General features: G+C 41.3%; 18 protein-coding genes. 16 read left to right on the top strand and 2 right to left on the bottom strand.

Annotation, left to right across the window (positions count from 1 at the left end; translation table 11 throughout):
• Positions 1-12: 12 nt before the first annotated feature.
• On the top strand, positions 13-1,290 hold the full coding sequence (gene purD, locus BN1082_RS11445; protein WP_090634984.1) for a phosphoribosylamine--glycine ligase: 1,278 nt from the start codon (positions 13-15) through the stop codon (positions 1,288-1,290).
• 28 nt (positions 1,291-1,318) lie between these two features.
• Here purD and BN1082_RS11440 read toward each other — a convergent pair whose 3' ends face one another.
• Positions 1,319-1,612 carry a YgaP family membrane protein gene (locus tag BN1082_RS11440; RefSeq protein WP_090634377.1) on the bottom strand — a complete coding sequence of 98 codons (294 nt, stop codon included), beginning with the start codon at positions 1,610-1,612 and terminating at the stop codon, positions 1,319-1,321.
• Positions 1,613-1,821: 209 nt separating this feature from the next.
• Between BN1082_RS11440 and BN1082_RS11435 the strand changes: the two genes are divergently transcribed.
• The 8 genes from BN1082_RS11435 to pruA all read left to right on the top strand — a co-directional run bounded on the left by BN1082_RS11435 (position 1,822) and on the right by pruA (position 13,345).
• Positions 1,822-3,564, top strand: coding sequence for an adenine deaminase C-terminal domain-containing protein (locus BN1082_RS11435; RefSeq protein ID WP_090634375.1), 1,743 nt, complete (start codon positions 1,822-1,824; stop codon positions 3,562-3,564).
• Positions 3,565-3,609: 45 nt separating this feature from the next.
• Entirely contained in the window at positions 3,610-4,653 is a 1,044-nt protein-coding gene (locus tag BN1082_RS11430; RefSeq protein ID WP_090634373.1) for a DUF3048 domain-containing protein, read from the top strand.
• Between the two features lie 30 nt (positions 4,654-4,683).
• Complete coding sequence (locus BN1082_RS11425) at positions 4,684-4,998, top strand: YerC/YecD family TrpR-related protein (protein WP_090634371.1); 315 nt, start codon at positions 4,684-4,686, stop codon at positions 4,996-4,998.
• Between the two features lie 186 nt (positions 4,999-5,184).
• Positions 5,185-5,868 (top strand): heptaprenylglyceryl phosphate synthase, encoded by a 684-nt coding sequence (gene pcrB, locus BN1082_RS11420; protein WP_090634368.1) that lies wholly within the window; start codon positions 5,185-5,187, stop codon positions 5,866-5,868.
• Between the two features lie 66 nt (positions 5,869-5,934).
• Entirely contained in the window at positions 5,935-8,160 is a 2,226-nt protein-coding gene (gene pcrA / locus BN1082_RS11415; RefSeq protein WP_090634366.1) for a DNA helicase PcrA, read from the top strand.
• 19 nt (positions 8,161-8,179) lie between these two features.
• Positions 8,180-10,186, top strand: a complete 2,007-nt coding sequence (gene ligA, locus BN1082_RS11410; RefSeq protein WP_090634363.1) for an NAD-dependent DNA ligase LigA — start codon at positions 8,180-8,182, stop codon at positions 10,184-10,186.
• Between the two features lie 14 nt (positions 10,187-10,200).
• A complete protein-coding gene (locus BN1082_RS11405) occupies positions 10,201-11,349 on the top strand; it encodes a CamS family sex pheromone protein (protein ID WP_090634361.1) in 1,149 nt (382 codons plus the stop codon).
• 448 nt (positions 11,350-11,797) lie between these two features.
• Complete coding sequence (gene pruA, locus BN1082_RS11400) at positions 11,798-13,345, top strand: L-glutamate gamma-semialdehyde dehydrogenase (RefSeq protein ID WP_090634358.1); 1,548 nt, start codon at positions 11,798-11,800, stop codon at positions 13,343-13,345.
• Between the two features lie 371 nt (positions 13,346-13,716).
• Here pruA and BN1082_RS11395 read toward each other — a convergent pair whose 3' ends face one another.
• Complete coding sequence (locus BN1082_RS11395) at positions 13,717-14,445, bottom strand: hypothetical protein (RefSeq protein WP_245640393.1); 729 nt, start codon at positions 14,443-14,445, stop codon at positions 13,717-13,719.
• A 569-nt stretch (positions 14,446-15,014) separates the two neighbouring features.
• On the opposite strand from BN1082_RS11395, the gene BN1082_RS11390 reads away from it, so the two are divergent.
• The 7 genes from BN1082_RS11390 (at position 15,015) to BN1082_RS11360 (ending at position 22,132) form a co-directional block, all read left to right on the top strand.
• Positions 15,015-15,248, top strand: a complete 234-nt coding sequence (locus BN1082_RS11390; protein WP_090634353.1) for a hypothetical protein — start codon at positions 15,015-15,017, stop codon at positions 15,246-15,248.
• Between the two features lie 13 nt (positions 15,249-15,261).
• Positions 15,262-16,254: a hypothetical protein gene (locus BN1082_RS11385; protein ID WP_141650856.1), complete on the top strand. Its 993-nt coding sequence runs from the start codon at positions 15,262-15,264 to the stop codon at positions 16,252-16,254.
• A 340-nt stretch (positions 16,255-16,594) separates the two neighbouring features.
• Positions 16,595-19,021: a nitrite reductase large subunit NirB gene (nirB, locus tag BN1082_RS11380; RefSeq protein WP_090634350.1), complete on the top strand. Its 2,427-nt coding sequence runs from the start codon at positions 16,595-16,597 to the stop codon at positions 19,019-19,021.
• Entirely contained in the window at positions 19,018-19,338 is a 321-nt protein-coding gene (nirD, locus tag BN1082_RS11375; RefSeq protein ID WP_090634347.1) for a nitrite reductase small subunit NirD, read from the top strand. The genes nirB and nirD overlap by 4 nt, the downstream gene beginning before the upstream one ends.
• A gap of 58 nt (positions 19,339-19,396) precedes the next feature.
• Positions 19,397-20,815: a uroporphyrinogen-III C-methyltransferase gene (gene cobA / locus BN1082_RS11370; RefSeq protein ID WP_090634345.1), complete on the top strand. Its 1,419-nt coding sequence runs from the start codon at positions 19,397-19,399 to the stop codon at positions 20,813-20,815.
• 2 nt (positions 20,816-20,817) lie between these two features.
• Positions 20,818-21,519, top strand: coding sequence for a sirohydrochlorin chelatase (locus tag BN1082_RS11365; protein WP_090634343.1), 702 nt, complete (start codon positions 20,818-20,820; stop codon positions 21,517-21,519).
• Entirely contained in the window at positions 21,512-22,132 is a 621-nt protein-coding gene (locus BN1082_RS11360; protein WP_090634340.1) for an NAD(P)-binding protein, read from the top strand. The genes BN1082_RS11365 and BN1082_RS11360 overlap by 8 nt, the downstream gene beginning before the upstream one ends.
• The last annotated feature ends 33 nt before the right edge of the window (positions 22,133-22,165 follow it).

The raw sequence follows: 22,165 nt of genomic DNA, 5'->3' as shown, positions 1-22,165 counted from the left end.
GTGAATGTGATGATGAAGGTTCTAGTTATTGGACGTGGGGGCAGGGAGCATGCTATTTGCCGGAAAGTAAAGGAAAGCCATTTGGTTGAACATGTTTGGGTGGCTCCAGGGAATGCTGGGATGTCAGATGTCGCTGAGCTTGTTCCGATTGAGGACTACGAAGAACTCCTTTCATTTGCAAAAAAGCAAGCGGTCGATTTAACGATTATCGGACCGGAAGTTCCTCTGCTTGATGGGCTTGCAGATAGGTTCAGGGAGGCAGGTTTGGTCGTATTTGGTCCAAGTTCATTAGCAGCTGAACTTGAAGGAAGCAAGTCATTTGCCAAAGAATTAATGAAAAAATACAATATTCCAACTGCTGATTATGCTGTTTTTTCTTCTTTTACAGATGCTAGTCAATATCTAGAGGAAAAAGGGGCACCCATTGTGATTAAAGCAGACGGGTTAGCTGCAGGGAAAGGCGTGACAGTTGCTTTAACAAAAGAGGAAGCACGCCAAAGTCTTGAAGAAATGCTTGTTGGTAGTAAGTTTGGTGTTGCATCATCAAAGGTCGTCATGGAGGAATTTTTAAGTGGTGAAGAGTTTTCACTCATGGCATTCGTCCATGGAGAAACGGTCATTCCACTTGAAATTGCGCAAGACCATAAGCGGGCACTTGATGGAGATTTGGGGCCAAATACAGGTGGTATGGGCGCTTATTCACCTGTTCCTCATATTAGCTCAGAGACCGTTCAAAATGCTATTGATTCCGTTCTTGTTCCGGCAGCAAAAGCAATGGTTCAAGAAGGAAGAAGCTTTAGTGGCATTTTATACGCAGGCTTAATCGCAACAGAAGAGGGACCAAAGGTCATTGAGTTTAATGCCCGTTTTGGGGATCCAGAAACACAGGTAATTTTACCGAGATTAAAGTCAGATTTGGTTGAAGTAATTCTCGAGCTATTAAATGGCGGAAAACCATCTCTTGAATGGGATGAGAAAGCGATGGTAGGGGTTGTTGTCGCCTCTAAAGGCTATCCAGAAGAGTATCAGAAAGGTGCTGTCCTTCATGGCTTAGCTGATATTGCGGATGATGCTTTTACGTTTCATGCAGGTACCGCCCAAAATAGTAATGGAGATTTTGTCACAGATGGCGGACGAGTTCTGCTCGTTGGTGCAAAGGCTTCAAAATTAGTGGATGCTCAGGAAAAGGTCTACCACGAGCTTGCCAAAGTTACATGTGAGGGTATTTACTACAGAAAAGATATTGGTGCGAAAGCCATTCAAACCGTTTCCTACGTCCAAAAGGGCTGACCGTTAAGGTCAGCCCTTTTGTTTCACATTAGGTCGGGTTATAAGGTAAATCGACATTCATTTGATCCTCACTAGTCCCTGAAGCAGCATCGGAATCATTATTCCAATCAGTCATGACCGGGCATTTTTGGAAAAATGCTGTCATTGGACAATAGCGGACAATCCCCTCTGCTACTCTCATCGCACCGCAAAAAGCAACAAATAAATATGAATTCCGCCATGGCCGCTTGACAAGCATTGCTGTGGTCCAAGAAAGCATGGTCAATCCAATCGTAATTCGAATCAATGCGTTTAAAATGCCGATATTTGGTTTGATAATCATTTTGTTTGCTCCTTTACAGTTTTTTTACAATATTTATCAATTCTTTAATGCGTTAAACGATAATATATGATACTATAGAGTTTATAGAATTTTTGTAAGGGCTTTCTTTATTATTAAATCAAGCTTTTTAGTTTTAAAGCGAAAGCGGTCGTAAGCATTATGGCGCTAAGCTAGTATATAGAACTAATTTTTTAAGGGAGGGAAATCGAATGCTGGAACAACGTTATCGCTGGAAAAATAAACATTTACGCACGCACGTATCTGTTTTGGAAGGAAAAACTTCTCCAACCATCTTATTGAAAAATGCTTTGTACTTAAATCAAACCTTCCGCCAGTGGATGCGGGCTAATATTTGGATTTATGAAGATCGGATTGTGTATGTTGGTGAACAGCTGCCTTCACATATTGAAAACTGTGAAATAGTGGACTGTTCGAATGAAATTCTTGTTCCAGGGTACATTGAACCGCATGCCCATCCGTTTCAATTATATAATCCCCAAACTCTCGCGGCATATGCATCACAGTTTGGGACAACGACGTTAATCAACGACAATATGGCGCTTGTTTTACAAATGAAAAAAAGAGAAGCATTTTCACTACTAAAGGATTTGCGGTCCATTCCTTCCACAATGTTTTGGTGGTGCCGGTTTGATTCGCAAACGGAACTTATGAATGAAGAGGAGATTTTTGCGCACAGCCATATAAAATCTTGGCTTGAGCATGATGCTGTCCTCCAAGGCGGTGAATTGACGGGTTGGCCAAAATTGCTTGATGGCGATGATATGATGCTTCACTGGATCCAAGAAGCTAAACGGTTACGAAAGCAAATCGAAGGCCATTTTCCAGGCGCTTCCGAAAAGACATTGGCGAAGATGATGCTACTCGGAGCTGACTGTGACCATGAAGCGATGACAGGAGAAGAGGTTTATACCCGCTTAATGCAGGGCTATATGGTGTCATTACGGCATTCATCGATTCGCCCGGATCTGCCATGTCTTTTGGATGATATCAAACGATTAGGCATTCAGGCATATGACCAATTGATGTTGAACACGGATGGTTCATCCGCGAATTTTTACGAGCAAGGAATGACAGATTGGTTGATTCGTATTGCCATTGAAAAAGGGATTCCTGTAATTGATGCCTACAATATGGCAACGATCAATATTGCACGTTATTACAATATAAATCATTTTTACGGTAATATTGCGACAGGTCGAGTTGCCAATATTAACTTTTTATCAAGTGTTGAAAATCCAACACCGGTTTCCGTTCTGGCAAAAGGAATTTGGGTCAAACGTGATGGGAAATCGCTGGATGCTTATCCTTCTGTTAATTGGGCAGAATATGGATTGAAAAAGATGGAGATCGATTGGGAATTATCATTGGATGATATGCAATATTCGATGCCATTTGGGATTCAAATGGAAAACTCGGTTATCACAAAACCGTATTCCATTTCGATTGATGTTTCTGGAGATGAACTTCCTTCCGATCATGATGAATGCTTCTTGACCTTGATTGATCGAAAAGGAAAGTGGAGAATTAATACGTTAGTGAAAGGTTTTGCTACCAAATTAAATGCCCTTGCCAGTTCATTTTCCAATACAGGAGATATTATTTTAATTGGAAAAAACAAACAGGATATGCTTTTTGCTTTCAATAAAATGAAAGAATTAGGCGGTGGGATTGTGATGGCAGAGAATGGAGAAGTCGTTTGTGAGCTGCCATTACATTTAGGGGGAATAATGTCCGACCTTCCTGTTCAAGAATTAATGTCAGGAGAAAAGAGATTGCTAGAAGAATTACGAATCCGTGGTTATTCTTTTTCAGATCCGATTTATAGCTTATTGTTCTTTTCTTCCACCCATTTGCCTTATATCCGTATTACCCAGCGAGGAATGTTTGATGTCATGAATAAAACAGTACTCTTTCCGTCTATAATGCGTTAAAATATAAATGGACTAAAGCGGCAAAGAAGTAGGGGTGTTCTCTAGATGAAAAAATGGGCTGTTGCTATGGTGGCTGTCCTGATGTTGCTTTCTAGTTGCAGTAATAAAGAAAAAGCTAAGGAGCCGGAAAAAAATGAAAAACCGGTAACAAAGGTGGAGAAAAAAGAGGAGAGGAAAAATGCTGATCCCTATTCATTCCCTTTAACCGGAAAAGGCTCGCAAACGAAAACAGACGGAAGAGCAGTAGCAGTGATGGTAAATAATCATCCACTAGCACGGCCCCAATCTGGATTAAATAAGGCAGATATTGTTTATGAAATTCTGGCGGAGGGCGACATAACTCGTTATCTTGCCATATTTCAAAGTGAAAAACCGGCGAATATTGGCCCTGTTCGAAGCGCAAGGGATTATTATATTGAACTCGCTAAAGGGCTGGGTGCCCTTTATATTGCGCATGGGTACAGTCCTGAGGCAAAGGAATTGCTCGACCAGGGCTATGTGGATAATCTAAATGGAATGCAATATGATGGTACCCTTTTTAAACGAGCGAGCTTTAGAAAAGCGCCTCACAATTCGTATATTTCTTTTGATAACATTGTAAAGGGTGCGGAAATAAGGCACTATTCAATGGATTATAAGCCACCTGCCTATTTATTTATGTCAGAAGATGACAGTAAAAAAATAACAGGAGATGAAGCAACCTCGGTAAAGATTAATTATTCGTCCAGTCATACTTCCGATTCTACCTTTGAATATGATGCAGCGCTTGGCAAGTATAAACGCTTTTATTCAGATGGGAAGCAGACCATAGATTTTGATACGAATGAGCCTGTTCTGCTGGATAATATTTTTATTATTGATGCAAAGCATCAAGTCATTGATAATGATGGCAGAAGAGAGATAGATTTGAAATCTGGCGGAAGAGGATACCTTGTGCAAAAAGGAAAGGTAAACGCAGTGGATTGGGCCAATCAAAACGGGAGAATTGTTCCAATGAAAAATGGCGTAGAGGTTCCACTTGTACAAGGACATACATGGGTAAATGTGGTTCCAACTAATCCAGGTCTAGAAAAAAGTGTTTTCATGTGAAATAAATATATCGATTGAAGGGGTATACAAATGCAAATAGATAAATTACGCGGAAAAGAACTGGATCAATTATTTCAAGCGGTTCTTTCATTAAAGGATATAGAAGAATGTTATCGTTTTTTTGATGATTTATGCACCATTAATGAAATTCAGTCTTTGGCACAGCGACTGGATGTGGCAAGAATGCTTCGCGATGGAAACACGTATCACAAAATCGAAGTCGAAACGGGTGCTAGCACTGCAACCATATCCCGTGTAAAGCGCTGCTTAAACTTTGGCAGTGATTCCTATGAGATGGTACTAGAGCGAATAAAAGAAAAAAACAGCTCAATTGCTGAAGACTAACCGAAGAGAATGATCTTCGGTTTTTATATTGTCAAAAAATTATTCTTTGCCTGTCGCCCCTGGGCAAGGCGCTTCCGCTTTTCTTGTTGGTTAACATTTCTAAGATTTACATCAGTGTTTTCTTTTTGAAACGAATCAGCAAATGCTATAATGGTGTAATGGAAATAGAGTGGGGAGGATTTTGGGATGTACGATTTTCAAGAGTGGCGTCATGTGTTTAAACTCGACCCAAATAAAGAGATACCAGATGAAAGACTAGAAAAAATTTGTGAATCGGGTACGGATGCTGTCATTGTTGGTGGTACCGATGGAGTGACGCTCGAAAATGTCCTTGATCTCATGGCAAGAATCCGCCGTTATACAGTTCCATGTGTATTAGAAGTTTCGAGTATTGAGACCGTTACACCTGGTTTTGACCTGTATTTTATCCCAACGGTTTTAAATAGTAGCGATCCAAATTGGATTACCGGGCTTCACCATCAAGCCGTAAAGGAATATGGTGACCTCATGGATTGGCAAGAAATTGTGATGGAAGGCTACTGCATTATGAATAACGATTGTAAGGCAGCCCAGCTTACATCCGCAAATACTGAGTTATCGGACGAAGATGTTACGGCCTATGCAATGATAGCGGAGAAAATGTTTCAGCTGCCGATTTTTTATTTGGAATATAGTGGACGATACGGCGATATAGAGCTGTTGGCAAAAGTAAAAAAGGTTCTTAACAACACAGTCCTTTTTTATGGCGGGGGAATATCGACAACTGATCAAGCTTCAGAAATGTCCCGGTTTGCCGATGTAATTGTGGTCGGGAACGCCATTTATGATGATTTCGAACAAGCGATTGAGACGGTCAAAAGTGTCCGCTAGACAGTTGCATATGCTGCAAATAAACGATAAAATTAGAACAAACGTTTGGTATGGTGGTGAAAATAAATGCAATATTTAACTGATAAGCTTTTAAATGGATTAAACCCGGAGCAGCAAAGTGCTGTGAAAGCAACAGATGGTCCCTTATTATTAATGGCCGGTGCCGGCAGTGGCAAGACAAGGGTGTTAACACACCGAATTGCATATTTAATTGTAGAAAAAAGAGTAAACCCATATAATATTTTGGCGATTACCTTTACCAATAAAGCGGCTCGTGAAATGAAAGAAAGAATTGGAAGAATGATGGGAGGAGCCGCTGAAGAAATTTGGATTTCTACCTTCCACTCGATGTGTGTAAGGATTTTACGTAGAGATATTGACCGGCTAGGCTTTAACCGTAATTTTACAATCCTTGATTCGACTGACCAACTATCGGTCATCAAGGGAATCTTGAAGGATAAAAATATCGACCCGAAAAAGTTCGATCCACGGGCGATGCTAGGCTCGATTAGTTCAGCAAAAAATGAACTCATCGAACCGGAGGAATTTGCAAAAGCGGCAGGCGGTTATTATGAAAAAGTCGTGAGTGATGTTTACGAGGGATATCAGAAGCGCCTGCGGAAAAATCAAGCTCTGGACTTTGATGACTTGATTATGATGACCATAACTCTTTTTAGAAGAATTCCTGAGGTGCTCGAATATTACCAACGGAAATTTCAATACATCCATGTCGATGAGTATCAGGATACAAATAAAGCGCAGTATATGCTAGTTAAATTATTGGCGGCCCGCTTTCGAAATCTTTGTGTCGTCGGGGACTCTGATCAATCGATTTACCGTTGGCGCGGAGCGGACATTGCTAACATCCTTTCATTCGAAAAGGATTACCCAAATGCAGCGGTTATTCTATTAGAGCAAAACTACCGTTCGACTAAAAGTATTCTCCAAGCAGCTAATAAGGTGATTGAAAACAACTTCAACCGGAAAGCAAAAAATCTTTGGACCGAAAATCCGGAAGGGAATAAGCTTGTCTACTACCGGGCAGACAGCGAGCAGGGTGAAGCCCAATTCGTTGCTGGAAAAATTAAAGAGATAACCCGAGATGAAAAAGTCAAGCTTTCGGACATTGCCATTCTTTATCGGACCAATGCTCAGTCCCGGGTGATGGAGGAAGTGCTGCTAAAATCAACTATTAATTATGCGATTGTCGGCGGCACCAAATTCTATGACAGAAAAGAAATCAAGGATATGCTCGCCTATTTGCGCTTAATTTCAAATCCCGACGATGATATCAGCTTACAGCGTATTATTAATGTTCCAAAACGCGGGATTGGTTCAACTTCGTTCGATAAAATGGCAAGCTTTGCGGAAATGCATGATCTTTCTATCTATCAAGCACTTGATTCCATCGAATTAATGGGGCTAAGCCCGAAAATTACAAAGGCAGCCATAGAATTCCGCAATTTGATTCGTAATTATACGCAAATGCAGGAATTTTTATCCGTAACGGAACTGGTTGAAGAGATTCTTGAAAAAACGGGTTATCGGGAAATGCTGAAGGCGGAAAAGTCTTTGGAAGCACAGAGCCGCTTAGAAAACCTTGAGGAATTATTATCCGTTACAAAAAACTTTGAAGATACAAATGAAGACAAAAGTCTTGTTGCCTTTTTAACCGATTTAGCTCTTGTAGCAGATATTGATTCAATGGATGAGGACGGAGAAAAGGCAGATTCCGTTGTATTGATGACCCTGCATTCGGCAAAGGGTTTAGAGTTTCCAGTTGTATTTTTAATAGGCTTGGAAGAAGGGGTATTTCCACACAGCCGTTCGCTAATGGAAGAGGTTGAAATGGAAGAAGAACGCCGCCTTGCTTATGTAGGAATTACACGTGCTGAACAAAAACTATTTCTGACAAATGCCCAGATGCGAACTTTGTTCGGTCGAACAAACATGAATCCAGCATCCAGATTTATTAGTGAAATTCCTGAAGACCTTTTAGAACGGGCTAATGAGGAGCGAAAGTCACCATTCGGGGCTGGATCTTCATCAGGAAGTACTTTTGGCAGACCAGCAGCGGTTAGAAAACCGGTCATGCGTCCGGTTGCAGCGAGTACAGGGGGAGATGAAATCGGCTGGAAGGTCGGCGACAAAGCAGAACATGGTAAGTGGGGAGTTGGAACGGTTGTTAGTGTGAAGGGGCAAGGCGAAGGAACAGAGCTAGACATTGCCTTTCCTAGTCCAACTGGCATTAAGCGCCTCCTTGCTAAATTTGCACCGATAAAAAAAGTTTAGATTCGAAAGGGCTGGATATATGAATCTGCAAACAGCTGAACAAAAAATCAATGAAATAAGAACCCTATTAAATCAATATGGCTATGAATATTATGTTTTAGATAAACCATCTGTACCTGATTCAGAATATGACCGGCTGATGCAGGAGCTATTGGAGCTTGAAGAAAAGTACCCTGAGCTTAAAACAGCGGATTCACCTTCACAAAGGGTTGGAGGAGCGGTGCTTGAAGGATTTGAAAAGGTAGAACACCGCATTCCGCTTCTTAGTCTTGGCAACGCCTTTAACGAGCAGGATTTAAGGGATTTTGACCGGCGAATCCGTCAGGCAACAGGTGATGATTTTTCTTATGTTTGCGAGCTGAAAATTGATGGACTCGCGGTCTCCCTAAGATATGAAAACGGTCTGTTTATCCAAGGCGCCACACGCGGCGACGGAACAATCGGTGAGGATATTACCGCAAATTTAAAAACGATTAAATCCATGCCGCTGCGCTTAAATGAAAATGTCTCGATAGAGGTTCGCGGTGAAGCATATATGCCGAAACGCTCTTTTGAAAAATTGAATCTTATACGAGAACAACAAGGAGAAGAACCGTTTGCTAATCCAAGAAATGCAGCAGCAGGATCACTCAGACAACTTGACCCGAAAATGGCTGCATCGAGAAACCTGGATATCTTTTTATATGGGATAGGAGACACTGGGACAAGCGATGTGGTTTCCCACAGTGAAGGTCTCGACTATTTGGATCGGCTCGGTTTTAAAACTAACAAAGAGCGGAGAAAATGTGCTACAATCGACGGAGTCATTGACTTTGTAAATGGATGGGTGGAAAAAAGGCCGCATCTTCCATACGAAATTGATGGCATTGTCATCAAGGTAGATTCGCTGGAACAACAGAAGATGTTAGGAACAACGGCGAAAAGTCCTCGCTGGGCTATTGCCTACAAGTTCCCAGCTGAAGAAGTCGTGACGACCCTCCTTGAAATCGAGTTAAGTGTAGGAAGAACAGGCGTAGTCACACCGACGGCGATTCTCGAACCGGTGAAGGTGGCAGGAACGACTGTCCAGCGGGCTTCCTTGCACAATGAGGATTTAATCCGAGAGAAGGATATTAAAATTGGCGACAAGGTCGTGGTGAAAAAAGCCGGCGATATTATTCCGGAAGTAGTGAATGTTCTTGTCGGTGAACGGACTGGTGAGGAAGCGGAATTCCGGATGCCAACTCACTGTCCTGAGTGTGAGAGTGAACTCGTCCGACTTGAAGGTGAAGTGGCCCTAAGGTGTATTAACCCGAAATGCCCTGCGCAAATTCGTGAAGGTTTGATTCATTTCGTCTCACGTGATGCCATGAACATTGAAGGGCTCGGGGAAAAAGTAATTAGTCAGCTTTTTGCCGAAAAATTAATTGCTGATGTGGCCGATCTTTACAAGCTTACCCGGGAACAGCTCTTATCTCTAGAAAGAATGGGAGAAAGATCTGTCTCCAATCTTTTAACGGCTATTGAAGCTTCTAAAGGAAATTCACTTGAAAAGCTTTTATTTGGCCTTGGAATTCGTCATGTTGGAGCAAAGGCAGCCAAAACACTAGCTCAGCAGTTTGGCCATATGTACAAATTGAAAGAAGCTACGCAGGAAGATTTGACTGCGATTAATGAAATCGGTGAAAAAATGGCTGATTCGATTGTAACCTTTTTTGAAAAAGAGGAAGCTCTTGAATTAATCAAGGAATTAACAGACTATGGCGTGAATATGGAATACAAAGGTATAAAGCCTGTTTCGGCCGAAGAATCCGATTCTATTTTTGCTGGAAAGACGGTCGTTTTAACAGGAAAGCTAGAGCTGTTATCGCGAAATGAAGCCAAAGAAAAAATTGAAGCCCTTGGCGGAAATGTAGCAGGAAGCGTTAGTAAAAAAACGCACCTCGTTATTGCCGGAGAAGATGCAGGATCAAAGCTGTCAAAAGCAATGGAACTGGGTATCGAAATTTGGGACGAGGAAAAGCTTCTGGCCGAATTAAATAAATAAGAGGTGTTAACGAAGTGAGAAAACTCGCATTGCTCGCACTTTCCGTTGTTTTTTTGCTGAGCGCTTGTGCCCCAAACTTTCAAAAGCAAAATGACACTAGTCAACAACAGGAAAAAACAAAAGGGAAAGCGATTATTCCGAAATATAATATTTCAGATCAATACTATCGGACGGTTTTGCCGTTTGAGCCTAGCGCAGCACGTGGTATGACTGTTGCCGATCTAAATACAAGATATGATATCAATGAATTTGAAACAGGTTTGCAAAGAATTGCCCAAAATACTTTTTCAACTGATAAATATTATTTTCAAGAAGGGCAGTATCTTAAGAAAGATACGATTAAGTCCTGGCTAAATCGAAAATATACAGATCAACAATTAAAGGATAAAGGAATTAAGCCTCAAGATAACGTCGGCTTAAACCCAGTTGATGACGGCAGTAACCCTCCGATCTATTTAGCTCATATTTCAGAGCAAGATTATTTAACGAAAGATGATAAAGGCAATGTATCACTTGGAGGAGTTGCGATTGGCTTAGCTTTGAATTCGACTTATTACTATCAAACGGTTCAATATGGCCCAACCAATGAGAAAGCAATTGCCTATAACGACTTGGTGGCACAAGGAAAAAGCATCGCCCAAGAAGTTCTTAAACGCCTTCGTGGGATGAAAGATTTAAGTAATGTTCCGATTACAATTGGTCTTTTTGATACACAGAGTAAAACCTCTGTTGTTCCAGGAAACTTCATTATGTACACATCAGTTGACAAGGGTAACTCCAGTATTGATAAGTGGAATGATGTGAAAGAAAAATATTATTTATTTCCATCTGATGATGCACAGAAGGATCATCGTGATGATTTGACCAACTTTTTAAACTTTAAACAGGACGTAGAATCATACTTCCCTAACTTTAATGGTGTGATTGGAAAAGCCTTTTATGCTGGGGACCAGTTACAAAATTTAGATATTACAATTCCAATTCAATTTTATGGAGAAACGGAAGCAATCGGCTTTACCCAATATGTGGCAGGCCTTGTTATGGAGCGTTTTCCTAAATATATTAACGTCTCGGTCAATGTCACGTCCGTTAACGGACCTGAATCTCTGATTGTCCGTAAAGCCAATGATACGGAACCGTTTGTTCACATTTATAGTAATTAGATCCGGCAGAAATGCCGGTTTTTTTTTTGACAAAGGCTGTGTTAAACTTGCCTGTTGATTTGCGCTCAAGAAGCGAGCATCCGCGGGCTCCCCTGCCCCGTACTCCCGCAGGACGTTGAATCAGCTTCTTCGAAACTACACCGCACGAAGGAAAATGCGATAGCATTTTCGAGGATCTCGCGCCTTCCGCTCCAATCAACATAGTTTCAAAAATCGACAATGACCTTTAACACAGCCTTTGACAAAAACCAAAATACGACTTTTTTATCTAAAAGTCTACTAAATTCATCCTATTTTGTTACTGGTAATCTAGTGTTAATCTACAGAAAATTAGAAAGATTCTACTAATATACTTCTAAAATTTCTCGTTTGATACTTTGAAATAAATCATGATACAATGGGCATTGGAGTGAATGAAAACGTTTTAATACATGGGAGGGTTTAATCGATGGTACAAGCATATAAACATGAACCATTCACAGATTTTTCGACAGAGGAAAACCGCCTGTCCTATCTTAAGGGGTTAAAAACAGTTGAGGGATATCTTGGTCAAGATTACGATCTTGTCATTGGCGGAGATAGAATTACAACTGAAGAGAAAATCGTTTCTTATAATCCAGCTAATAAAGAAGAAATAATCGGTCGCGTTTCAAAAGCAAATCAAGAGCTTGCTGAAAAAGCTATGCAGGCTGCGGTCGAAGCTTTCAAAACTTGGAAAAAAGTTAAACCGGAAGTTCGTGCGGATGTCCTTTTTAAAGCGGCAACGATGATTCGCCGCCGTAAGAGTGAGTTTTCTGCTCTTTTAACAAAAGAAGCAGGTAAATCATGGCGTGAAGCAGATGTTGAGGTTGCAGAAGGTATCGACTTCCTTGAATATTATGGACGTCAAATGCTAGCGCTAAAAGATGGCGTACCAATGAACAGCCGTCCAGACGAATATAACCGTTATCATTATATTCCACTTGGAGTGGGAATTATCATATCACCATGGAACTTCCCATTTGCGATTATGGCAGGTACAGCGGTAGCTGCTATTGTGTCAGGGAATACCGTCCTATTAAAGCCGGCTTCCACAACGCCTATTGTTGCAGCTAAATTTGTGGAAGTAATGGAAGCAGCCGGACTACCAAAAGGTGTATTAAACTTCGTACCAGGAAGCGGTGCAGAAGTGGGAGACTATTTAGTTGACCATAAAGATACCCGTTTCGTTAGCTTCACAGGTTCTAGAGAAGTGGGACTTCGCATTTTTGACCGTTCTTCAAAATTGAACCCAGGTCAAATTTGGATGAAACGCTTAATTGCCGAAATGGGCGGAAAAGATACAATTGTTGTTGATTCTGAAGCAGATCTTGAGCTTGCTGCGCAATCCATTATGGCATCAGCATTCGGTTTCTCAGGACAAAAATGTTCAGCATGTTCCCGCGCTGTCATTGTTGAAGATGTCTACGATCAAGTATTGAATCGTGTTGTAGAATTAACGAATCAATTAACAATCGGTAATCCAGTTGATCAAAGCCATTATACTGGTCCAGTTATCGATAACAATGCTTTCAAAAAAATCATGGAATACATCGAAATCGGCAAGCAAGAAGGTAAGTTAATGGCTGGAGGCGAAGGAGATGACTCCGAAGGCTACTTCATTAAGCCAACAATCTTTGCTGATCTTGATCCAAAAGCACGCATCATGCAAGAAGAAATCTTCGGCCCAGTTGTCGGCTTTACAAAAGCGAAAAACTTCGATGAAGCAATCGAAATTGCTAACAATACCGAGTACGGCTTAACAGGTGCAGTTATCACAACAAACCGTGCACACATGGAGCAAGCTCGTGAAGACTTCCATGTCGGTAACCTATACTTTAACCGCGGCTGTACAGGTGCTATCGTCGGCTATCAGCCATTTGGCGGTTTCAATATGTCCGGTACCGACTCCAAAGCAGGCGGCCCAGACTACTTGCTACTTCATATGCAAGCAAAAACAACATCTGAAATGTATTAAAATAAGAAAAGCGGAAGCGCCTTGGTAAGGGGCGACAGGCATAAGACGAACCGGCTTGAAGGTTGCTTTTTAACCTTCATGACGGATTGGCTTATGACCCCGAGCCCCTAGGCGCTGTAGCTAGACAAAAAGAAAAGCGGAAGCGCCTTGGTAAGGGGCGACAGGCATAAGACGAACCGGCTTGAAGGTTGCTTTTTAACCTTCATGACGGATTGGCTTATGACCCCGAGCCCCTAGGCGCTGTAGCTAGACAATAAGAAAAGCGGAAGCGCCTTTCTTATCATAAAACAAAAACCTCTTCTCATTTGGGAAGAGGTTTTTGTTCGACAAATTTTTCATGGTGTCAGGCACCAAAATAGTTAGCGCAGCCCCTACATTTTCATCTCCGGGACATTCACTACAAATGGTATGACAATCAATCGATTTTCATACTGGAATTGCCCCCAGATTTTATAGACTCCTTTTTTAGGGAAAAAGGTCATGAACGTAACTTTTGGACCATTATCGTTTGTCGTCATAGGATGAATATGCAGGTATTCATTCAGATCTTCACTAATTGCCACACAATGTCCCATTGCCCCTAAATAGGGCTGCAGGTCTTTTACCGGCTCATTGGTTTTGCTATCACTTAGGGTAAAGGTCATATTTAGATTCCTATCTGCCATAAGATGATCAAAGGAAAGTGTTGCTTTTAAACCATCTACCTCCTTTGTTAGCGATTTGTCCACAATGAGGGGTTGTGACTTTGGTTCAGAACCTTCGATATGAATCCAATGTTTTTCAACGCTGTTATCACCGGCACCATGAGGAGTCACCTCAGCAATTAACTGATAATCACCACCAACGGGAAAAGTAGTGGTAATATCAAATTCTCCATTTCCTTTATAATCAGGGTGAAGGTGATCAAAATAGGTTAAATCTTTACTGACAATAATAAGATGCATTAGCTTATCATGAACTACATCAAATTTTTCTATGGGTTTATTGTCTTTATCTTTAATGGAAATAGCAATCGGTATTTTCTCGTTAGCCTGCAATGTTTGCGAAGAAGTTTTCCAATCCGACTTAGTCGGGATAACGTTCATCTGCATGGAATTCATATTCATTTTATGGTCCATGGTTGATTTTGGCACTCTTATCGCATTACAAGCAGAAAGTAGGACCGAAGACAAAAGAAAAGCGACGACAATAATTTGTTTCAGGTGAATTCTCCTTTCACTACCATTAAATCCTCTTTGGGTTTTTCAATTGGATATTGAAAGAGAGTAGTAGGTTTTTAAGGTAATGGCTGTGTAAAAGATCATTGTTGATTTTGTAACAATGTTGATTGGAGCGGAAGGCGCGAGATCCTCGAAAATGCTATCGCATTTCCTTCGTGAGGTGTTGATTCAAAGATGCTGATTCAACGTCCTGCGGGAGTACGTGGCAGGGGAGACCCCGCAGGCGCTTTAGCGCCGAGGAGGCTCCCCGGAACGCCCGCGGAAAGCGAAGCGCCTGAAGCGCAAATCAACAGCCAAGTCTAACACAGCCAAGTTAATAAATATTGTAACTTTTATTACCAGTATTCGTTTATAATAATAATAGCATTTTTTTAAGGAAAGAAATGTAATTTCTAATGAATTATAAAGGAATAACGATCGGCTTCGTTCATTAGGGGGGACTCATAAATTTGCTACCTTTATATTTATTTCATGTTACTAACGTACCTCACCAAGAAAGCCCAACTTTGCTCTGGTCATTATTAATTTGTAATGCCTTTGTTGTCATAGCAGGAATTATCTTTATCTATCAATTATTTACATTAAAAAAAGTACTTAAATCAGGAATCATTTTCGGAATTGCCATTCTAGTGAATTATATCCTAATTGCCGTTTACGGAAGCTTCTTTGATTTATTAGGGTAAAGGAAAAGAGGGGATGAAAATGAAATATTACCGGCTCTGGGTCGTGGCATTTTTATTAAAGTTCATTGGCTCAGCATGGGATGCATCGTACCATTTTAAATATTTATTTGAAGAATATTCGATCCCACATATTGTGAATTTTATCGGATTTACTTTAGGAGCCTTCTTGTTATTAATGGATTGGCGGAACCTGCAATATATGGATCGCTTTTCAAGAAACCTGATTACAATTGGATATGTGCTTTTTTTAATTGGGATTCCACTGGATTTCAGCTATCATATCGCTTTTGGAATTGATTTAACTACTTGGAGCCCAACGCACTTCATCTATTATATTGCAACTGACATCATGATTCTTGGAGTTTGGAGCGGCTATTATTTGTATTCACGATCGGAAAAACCGACATGGAAATCGATGCATACATGGTTTGCGATGTTTTTGCTTGAATGCCTCCTGTTTCCGAACATGCAGCAAGAAAATGGTGCCATTTCATATGATCAATATATCAACGGGAAATCCATTGCTTCGAAAGAGATCCTCCAATTAATCTCAGACCCGGCTTCCCAAATTTTTGGTGGAATCCCACAATGGGTTTATCCTATTTATTCTGTTTTAATGGTAGGCATTTTAACACTCGTTGTCATTCGAATTTTTCGAGACTATACGATTCCTGTCATGGCGGCAGCTCTTTATATTTTGATCAGGTTTATTTTTAAAACAATCTTTTTTGCGGTTCATTATCCAACCTCTTATGTACCAATAACCATCTTGTTCATCCCACTCTTTTATTTATTGATGAAAAGATCTAACTGGTTGGCAGGATTACTAGGAAGTCTGTTTTACTTTGGAGTCCTGTATGCGATCTATCAATCAGGTATTCTCATTACGCCTCCACTACAACTGTGGGAATTTATTCCTGTTTTAATCATAGGAGTGCTTACACCTGTTGTTACCTCTATGGTTCCTTCAGAGTCTCTTTTGAAAAAGAAAAAACAAACAGCTTAAACTAGGGTGTCCCTAAATTCGGGGCACCCTGTTTTAGTGAATGGGTTTGATCGAAAGCATTAGGAATGGGTTGTATGATCCAAATTATTCTAATATTTGTAGATAGACCTTGAAATTTGTAGAAAAGAACCGTGAATTTGTAGATATCACCCCAAATATTGTAGAAAAAAATTTCCTTTCAACATTTATCTAACGATATAGGATTATGACAATAATGTGAAAACATTCACACATACTAGTTGAAAAGTGACGTACCTCACAATTTTTGATTGTTTAGGGGATTACAATGTTTCTATAGAAGAAACTCAAATGAAGTAAACCATACAGGGAGAGACCCAAAATGAAAAAATTAGTGATGATTGGAAATGGAATGGCTGGTGTCAGAACGATTGAAGAAATCCTGAAGATATCTCAGAATCAGTTTGAAATTACGATCTTCGGACAAGAGCCCTATCCTAACTATAATCGAATTAAACTATCGAACATCCTTCAAGGGGATACAAGCTTTGAAGATATAATCATTAATCCAATAGATTGGTATAAAGAAAATCATATTCAGCTATTTACAGGCGAATCTGTCACACATATTGATGTGGACAGTAAGAAAGTGATGAGCGATCAAGGCCGAGAAGTCGAATACGATGATATTATTATCGCAACCGGTTCAAACTCATTCATTCTACCAATTCCAGGTGCGGACAAAAAAGGTGTGACCGGATTTCGAGATATTCATGATTGTGAAATGATGATCAAATCGGCTGATGAATACAAAAAAGCCGTTGTGATCGGCGGCGGACTGTTAGGACTTGAGGCAGCAAGAGGCTTGCTTAACCTTGGCATGAAAGTCGATGTAGTTCATCTTATGCCGCATTTGATGGAGCGTCAATTAGACTCTACTGCTGCAGCCATGCTGAAAAAGGAACTCGAAGCACAGGGCATGAATTTTTTAATGGAAAAAGAATCGGTTGAAATTTTAGGAGATGAGCGGGTAACAGGCCTTCGCTTTAAAGACGGCTCCGAAACTGAAGCAGACCTTATCGTCATGTCGATTGGAATCAGGTCAAATACGGATGTGGCAAGAAGAAGCGGCATTTACGTGAATCGTGGCATTGTGGTGAACGACTTTATGGAAACGAGTGTGCCAAACGTTTATGCAGTCGGGGAGTGTGCAGAACATCGCGAAATTGTTTATGGCTTGGTTGCTCCATTATACGAACAGGGTAAAATACTCGCTACCCGTATTTGCGGAGTTGTCGGAGAGCCTTACAAAGGGTCTGTAACTGGCACGCAATTAAAGGTTGCTGGTGTTGACCTTTACTCCGCTGGTGAAATTTTTGAAGATACCACAACGAAGGCCATTAAAGTTCATAACGAATTTGACGGTGTTTATAAAAAGATTTTGATTCGAAATAATACGGTTGTTGGAGTCGTTTTATATGGCGACACGAAAGATAGCACGAAGCTATTTCGAATGCTCACGAAAAAAGAAGATATCAGCGGGATGACGAGCGTTTCGATTCTGCAATCTGAAGGTACTGGAGGCAGTGATGACGTTTCCTCTATGCCGGCAGATGAATTAATTTGCGGCTGTAATGGTGTTACAAAAGGAGCGATCGTAAATGCAATCCAAACACAAGGGCTGACAACTCTTGACCAGGTAAGCCATTGTACAAATGCCGGACGTTCTTGCGGACGCTGTAAGCCGGTGGTCAGTCAAATTCTCGCCCACACCCTTGGCGACAAATTTGATGCAGCTGCAGCAACGAAAACAAGCCTTTGCGGCTGTACGACCCTAAGTCGCGATGAAGTGATAGCAGAAATTAAAGAAAAAGGCCTAACAAGTATCAAAGAAGTCATGAACGTGTTAGGGTGGAATAACGAAGAAGGATGTACAAAATGTCGTCCTGCAATCAACTACTATCTCGGTATGATTTACATGGATGCCTATAAGGATGAGCGCGATTCCCGCCTCGTTAATGAAAAAATGCATGCCAATATTCAAAAGGATGGCACCTATTCTGTTGTTCCAAGAATGTATGGCGGTGTGACATCAGCAGCCGATTTGAAAAAAATCGCCGATGTTGCCGAAAAATACAATGTGCCATTAGTAAAATTAACCGGCGGTCAACGAATTGGTCTATTTGGAGTGAAAAAGGAAGATCTGCCAGGAATGTGGGAAGAGCTTGATATGCCGTCCGGATATGCATACGGTAAAACCCTTCGTACCGTGAAAACCTGTGTTGGCGCCCAATTCTGTCGATATGGTACTCAAGATTCAATGGCCCTTGGCATTGCCTTAGAGAAAAAATTTGAGCGTCTCGATACACCGCATAAAGTTAAAATGGGGGTATCAGCTTGCCCAAGAAACTGCTCTGAAGCGGGCATTAAGGACATTGGCTTCGTCGGAATCGACGGCGGCTGGGAAATTTACGTTGCCGGTAACGGCGGGGTGGATCTCCGCCCAGGAGACCTCTTATTTACAGTGAAAACAGAAGAGGAAGTACTGGAAATGACAGGTGCTTATCTCCAATACTATCGTGAAACAGCAAATTACTTGGAGCGCACTTCTAAATGGTTAGAACGGATGGGCTTGGATCATGTGAAAGAAGTATTGGTAAATGAAGAAACCCGCAAGGAATTAAATGAGCGGATGAACCAAACGCTTAAAAAGTATACTGACCCTTGGGATGAAGCAATTCATATTGAGGAAATTCAAGACAAGTATTACGCAAAACATACCATCATGGTGGGGAGTGACAGAAAATGATTCAAACAATAACTCGTATTCCTGTAGCTAATTACTCCAATTTGAAAGCGAGATCTGGCTATTCGATCAAAATTGCTGACACAGAAATTGCTCTATTTAAGGTCACAAATGGCAAGATATTTGCTCTAGAAAACCACAGCCCTCATCCAAAAGGCGGAGTTCTCTCAGAAGGACTCGTCAGCGGCGAATACGTTTTCTGTCCCGTCTATGACTGGAAAATTTCATTAGTAGATGGCAAAGTCCAAGCACCAGATATAGGACAAGTTAGGACATTTAAAACAGAAGTAATAGATAATATTGTTTTTATAAACTTATAGATTCATTTTTGGTGTCAGGCACCTTAGAGAGTATAGGTAGTGGAAGGATGGCTGCATGATGAAAACAGGTACAGTATTTTTAGTCGGAGCAGGGCCCGGGGATATTGGTTTAATCACGGTAAAAGGGTTAGAGGCGATAAGACAGGCTGATGTTATTTTATATGACAGGCTTGCCAATCCAAAGCTGTTGGAGTTTGCCTCATCCGATTGTGAACTCATTTACAGCGGCAAGTTGCCGGACCGCCATATTTTGCGCCAAGAAAAGATTAATGATTTATTGGTCGAAAAAGCGTTAGCAGGAAAAACAGTTGTCCGCTTAAAAGGCGGCGATCCAGGCGTATTTGGACGTGTTGGTGAAGAAGCGGCTTCCCTGGCGCAATATCAGATTCCGTTTGAAATCGTTCCTGGGATTTCATCGGGGATTGCAGCCCCCCTATATGCAGGAATTCCGGTCACGCATCGTGATTATGCAGAATCGTTTGCCGTTGTCACCGCCCATGATAAATCGAAAGATGGGAAGCCAATGCTTGATTGGGAGGGCCTTGCCCGCGGTGTAGACACGATTGCCTTTTATATGGGTGTCGGGAACCTGTCATTTATTTGTGAAAATCTCATCAAACATGGAAAAACAACTTCGACCCCGGTTGTTTTAATCCAATGGGGCACGTTCGGTCGTCAAAAGACATTGGAAGGAACATTGGCGGATATTTATGAGAAAGCCGTTGAAGCCAAATTTAGCAATCCCGCCATTATTCTCGTCGGCGAGGTGGTTTCTCTTCGCGGAAAAATAAGCTGGTTTGAGAAAAAACCTTTGTATGGCAGGCAAATCCTACTTGCTCGTACCAGTGCCGGACCAAGTGAACTTGCAAAAGCATTAATGGACAAAGGTGCAGATGTGATTGAATTCCCAAAATGGAAAAAAATCAATGTCACGATCGATTTGGAGAATATTTTTTCCTATGACAAAATGCTATTTGCCTCTCCAGAGAGTGTTGACGAATTTTTTGCAGCAGTGATGGAAAAGCGAATGGACATCAGACAGATTAAAGCTGATTTCTACGGACATTCCAGTAAAACGATCAAAAAGTTAAATGAACGTGGTTTTATGGCAGATTTGGCGGATGATTTGATGCCATTGGGGAAATGTCTTGTTGTCGGAGGAGAATGCCGTCAGACAGATGCCCTAGTAACAAGCAAAAAAGAGATCGACCGGCAGTTTTTGCCGATTTTTAAAAGAATGCTAGAGGAAGCGGAAGTCAATACGATGATCTTCCCTAGCAGTGCATCAGTGGAGCCATTTATAGAGGGATTAAAGGAATGCGGCATCGAGGCAAGCGAGCTTTTGAAAAACACTTCAGTTGTTTGCATGGGCAGCCAATCCATGAAGGCGGTTGAAAGAGCGGGTATAAAGCCAGATGGGATGCCTGCAAGTGCAACAAAAGAAGCAGTAGTTGACTATTTGGCTGCGGGTGAATAATAATGGAAGCAATCATTTATGTTGCGCACGGAAGCAGGAATAAAGCTGCAAACGAGAAGTTCCACTCTTTTATAAACGAAGTAATGAAAAGATCTGAGGCTGCAATCCAAGCGTATGGATTCCTTGAGCATGCAGAACCATCGATAGCAGAGGCAATCGAAGCATGTATAGAACAAAAGGCAAGGGTCATGACCATTGTCCCTGTGTTTTTATTGCCTGGAATCCATGCGAATGTTGACATACCGTTACTATTCAAGAAGTATCCCGATGTTGTATTCCGATATAGCCAGCCGCTTGGTGTAGAGGATTGTATGACGGAAATTCTCTGTGACCGTCTTGCGGTCGGAGGTTTTAATCACGGTGCAGATGAAACCGTGCTTTTAGTGGGGCATGGGAGCCGTGTGCAGGCTGCAGCAGTTCAATTTGAAACATTAGCCATTGTTTTAAGCAGGCGGATTGGCATGAAAGTGAATACCGCCTATCTGACAACACCGGTTTTTTACCATAAAATGGTAGAAAACCTGTTAAATAAAAAGATTTATATTCTCCCATACCTATTATTTTCCGGCGGCTATACGGCCAAAATGGAGAAAACATTAAGGGCTTATCGTGAAAAAATTATTCTTTGTGACCCGTTAGGATTTGATGAAAAATTAGTGCCGTTAATCCAAAAGAGAGCGAGTGAGGCGTTGGTTTATGAATAAGTCTTATCCGATTATGCTGCAGTTGAATGGAAGAAAAGTAGTCGTTTCCGGTGGTGGAAAAGTGGCCGAGCGTAAAGTGGTCAGCTTGCTCGATACAGGTGCTAAGGTTCTTGTGGTCAGTCCGGAAGCGACTGAAAAGCTAAAGCAGCTCGCTTTGGAAGGGAAAATTATTTGGCAACAACGATCTTTTTCAGCGGATGATGTAAGCGATGCGTTTTTGATATTTGCCGCAACGAACGACAAGGAAGTCAATCAAATGGTGCGAAGTGCTGCAAGTGATCACCAGCTTGTCACGATCGCAGACGATCCGGAAGAGTCGGATTTTCATGTACCAGCACATTTCAAGCGGGGGCGTTTGAGCATTACTGTTTCAACTGGGGGTGCAAGCCCGATACTAGCAAGTCAAATCCGTGAACAAATGGAACAGCAATTCGATGAAACGTATGAAGAATACTTGGAGTTTCTATTTAAGGCTCGACAGCGAATTTTGTGGGAAGTGCAGGACCCTTCTCTTAAAAGACAGCTATTAACAGCTATTATTAGTCCGGAGTTCTTAAAAAGTAAGAATCGTGAAGACGATTTTCAAAAATTACTAGATGAATATTCACTTTAATTCATGCAGTTTTTAACGGTGAAATGTGCCGAA

The sequence above is a fragment of the Neobacillus massiliamazoniensis genome (genome assembly GCF_001048695.1).
GTDB lineage: Bacteria > Bacillota > Bacilli > Bacillales > Cytobacillaceae > Neobacillus > Neobacillus massiliamazoniensis.
The sequence above is the reverse complement of the archived record's forward strand: the minus strand, read 5'-3'. Positions and strand labels throughout refer to the sequence as shown.

What these genes read in the sequence shown, in the direction of transcription:
- purD (WP_090634984.1), top strand. Translation starts at nt 13, where the DNA reads ATGAAGGTTCTAGTTATTGGACGTGGGGGCAGGGAGCATGCTATTTGC.
- BN1082_RS11440 (WP_090634377.1), bottom strand. Translation starts at nt 1,612, where the DNA reads ATGATTATCAAACCAAATATCGGCATTTTAAACGCATTGATTCGAATT.
- BN1082_RS11435 (WP_090634375.1), top strand. Translation starts at nt 1,822, where the DNA reads ATGCTGGAACAACGTTATCGCTGGAAAAATAAACATTTACGCACGCAC.
- BN1082_RS11430 (WP_090634373.1), top strand. Translation starts at nt 3,610, where the DNA reads ATGAAAAAATGGGCTGTTGCTATGGTGGCTGTCCTGATGTTGCTTTCT.
- BN1082_RS11425 (WP_090634371.1), top strand. Translation starts at nt 4,684, where the DNA reads ATGCAAATAGATAAATTACGCGGAAAAGAACTGGATCAATTATTTCAA.
- pcrB (WP_090634368.1), top strand. Translation starts at nt 5,185, where the DNA reads ATGTACGATTTTCAAGAGTGGCGTCATGTGTTTAAACTCGACCCAAAT.
- pcrA (WP_090634366.1), top strand. Translation starts at nt 5,935, where the DNA reads ATGCAATATTTAACTGATAAGCTTTTAAATGGATTAAACCCGGAGCAG.
- ligA (WP_090634363.1), top strand. Translation starts at nt 8,180, where the DNA reads ATGAATCTGCAAACAGCTGAACAAAAAATCAATGAAATAAGAACCCTA.
- pruA (WP_090634358.1), top strand. Translation starts at nt 11,798, where the DNA reads ATGGTACAAGCATATAAACATGAACCATTCACAGATTTTTCGACAGAG.
- BN1082_RS11395 (WP_245640393.1), bottom strand. Translation starts at nt 14,445, where the DNA reads ATGAATTCCATGCAGATGAACGTTATCCCGACTAAGTCGGATTGGAAA.
- BN1082_RS11385 (WP_141650856.1), top strand. Translation starts at nt 15,262, where the DNA reads ATGAAAATGAAATATTACCGGCTCTGGGTCGTGGCATTTTTATTAAAG.
- nirB (WP_090634350.1), top strand. Translation starts at nt 16,595, where the DNA reads ATGAAAAAATTAGTGATGATTGGAAATGGAATGGCTGGTGTCAGAACG.
- nirD (WP_090634347.1), top strand. Translation starts at nt 19,018, where the DNA reads ATGATTCAAACAATAACTCGTATTCCTGTAGCTAATTACTCCAATTTG.
- cobA (WP_090634345.1), top strand. Translation starts at nt 19,397, where the DNA reads ATGAAAACAGGTACAGTATTTTTAGTCGGAGCAGGGCCCGGGGATATT.
- BN1082_RS11365 (WP_090634343.1), top strand. Translation starts at nt 20,818, where the DNA reads ATGGAAGCAATCATTTATGTTGCGCACGGAAGCAGGAATAAAGCTGCA.
- BN1082_RS11360 (WP_090634340.1), top strand. Translation starts at nt 21,512, where the DNA reads ATGAATAAGTCTTATCCGATTATGCTGCAGTTGAATGGAAGAAAAGTA.